Here is a 1,373-nt window from a genome sequence, read left to right on the forward strand (position 1 = left end):
GGTGATCGGACCGCCGCCCGCGGACGGCGTGACCCCGGTCCCGTGGGAGCTCGCACCCGCGGCGATCGGTTTCCAGCTGCCCGCGGACTACCGGGCGTTCGCCGACCGGTACGGGTCGGTCAGCATCAGCAACGAGCTGCACATTTTCACACCAACGGAAGTCCCCAGTCCCCACGCCGCGGTGCCGTCCGGCTTCGAGGGGTTCCTGTACAACACGACGGAGCCCTACGGATACTGTGCCTGGCTAGCCGAGTGCTACCGGGACGGGGACTACAGGGAGTGCCCGTATCCGCTGTTCCCGGCCGAGGGCGGCCTGCTGAAGTGGGGCAACAACTACAATTCCGACCACTTCTTCTGGCTGACGCGGGGCCCGGATCCGGACCGATGGCCGGTGGCCGCCAAGTTCCACTCGATGTGGGAGTGGGACGTGTTCGCGGGCGGCTTCCTGGAGTTCCTGCTGGCGGCGGTGACCGAGCAGTATCCGTACCACGGGGACGTCGTTCCCGGCGGGACGAAGCAGGTCGGTGACAGCCGTGCCTATCGCCCTCGGGGTGACTGGTCGAAGAACCATCGGGAATGAGTCCGCGGACACGGTCAACGGCCGGGCTCCGAGCGGCTCCGGCTTGGTGACCTGGCCAGCCGTTGTCGTCCCCAGCTTGGTGGGCACGAGTTCGAGTGGATCAGCTCGGTCGGGTGAACTTCGCTACCCATGAAAGCCCAGCAAGACAGCGCCGACAGGCCCGGCCCGACCCAGTAGCCGTTGGCCCCCGCTCAGGAGCTCGGGAAACGCACGACATTGTCGCGGGTACCGGACCGATCCCCGATGTCGTTCAGGCGCTCGGTGAGTACGGCACTGGCGAGGGTGAGCTGGGTGATCTGCCGACGGAGTTCGAGGATCTCGGCGTTCTTGTCGGCGACGGTCTGCTTGAGCTTGACGACGGTCTCCCGCAGGCGCTTCTCGCTCTCCGGGATCTGACTGGTCTCGTTGCGGACGCGTTCGTAGAACTCGTTCTTCAGATCGGCGTGCCGCTTCATCAGGGCCATGCGGTGGACGCCGGCTTCGACCGCGAGGGCGGCGGCGGTGAGGCTGCCGTTGGATGCTGTGGCCTGCCCGTTCAGGAGCCGGTCCATGGCCTGGCGGATGCGGGTGCGTTCGTCCTGGTGGTCCGGGTTCATCGCAGGGCCTCGGCGGTCTGGGCGGTGGAGTCGTGGTTGTCGGCGGTTGCGCGGAGCCGGTCGGCGTGGGTGTGCAGGCGGCGGGCGACCGGTGTCGGCGCCCGGCCGGCGAGGTGGTCGAGTTCGTCGGCGCGTTGGCGGAGCAGGCGGGCGTGGGTGTCGGTGCGGACGGTGTTCGCGCAGCCGGGGCGGCAGTC

The 1,373-nt window shown here is 68.5% G+C and carries 1 protein-coding gene and 2 pseudogenes; 1 reads left to right on the forward strand and 2 read right to left on the reverse strand.

The annotated features are described in order from the left end of the window. Positions 1-580, forward strand: a pseudogene (locus KV557_RS41790) (hypothetical protein); the annotation flags it as partial. Positions 581-771: 191 nt separating this feature from the next. On the opposite strand, the gene KV557_RS41795 reads toward KV557_RS41790, so the two are convergent. Both KV557_RS41795 and KV557_RS41800 read right to left on the reverse strand, forming a co-directional pair. After that, positions 772-1,176: a hypothetical protein gene (locus KV557_RS41795; RefSeq protein ID WP_218207352.1), complete on the reverse strand. Its 405-nt coding sequence runs from the start codon at positions 1,174-1,176 to the stop codon at positions 772-774. Continuing rightward, a pseudogene (locus tag KV557_RS41800) lies at positions 1,173-1,373 on the reverse strand (hypothetical protein); the annotation flags it as partial. The pseudogene KV557_RS41800 and the gene KV557_RS41795, both read right to left, overlap by 4 nt.

Origin of the sequence: Kitasatospora aureofaciens, assembly GCF_019192735.1 — a bacterium.
Lineage (GTDB): Bacteria > Actinomycetota > Actinomycetes > Streptomycetales > Streptomycetaceae > Kitasatospora > Kitasatospora aureofaciens_A.

Coding starts and splice junctions, on each gene's coding strand:
- KV557_RS41795 (WP_218207352.1), bottom strand. CDS start 1,176: ATGAACCCGGACCACCAGGACGAACGCACCCGCATCCGCCAGGCCATG.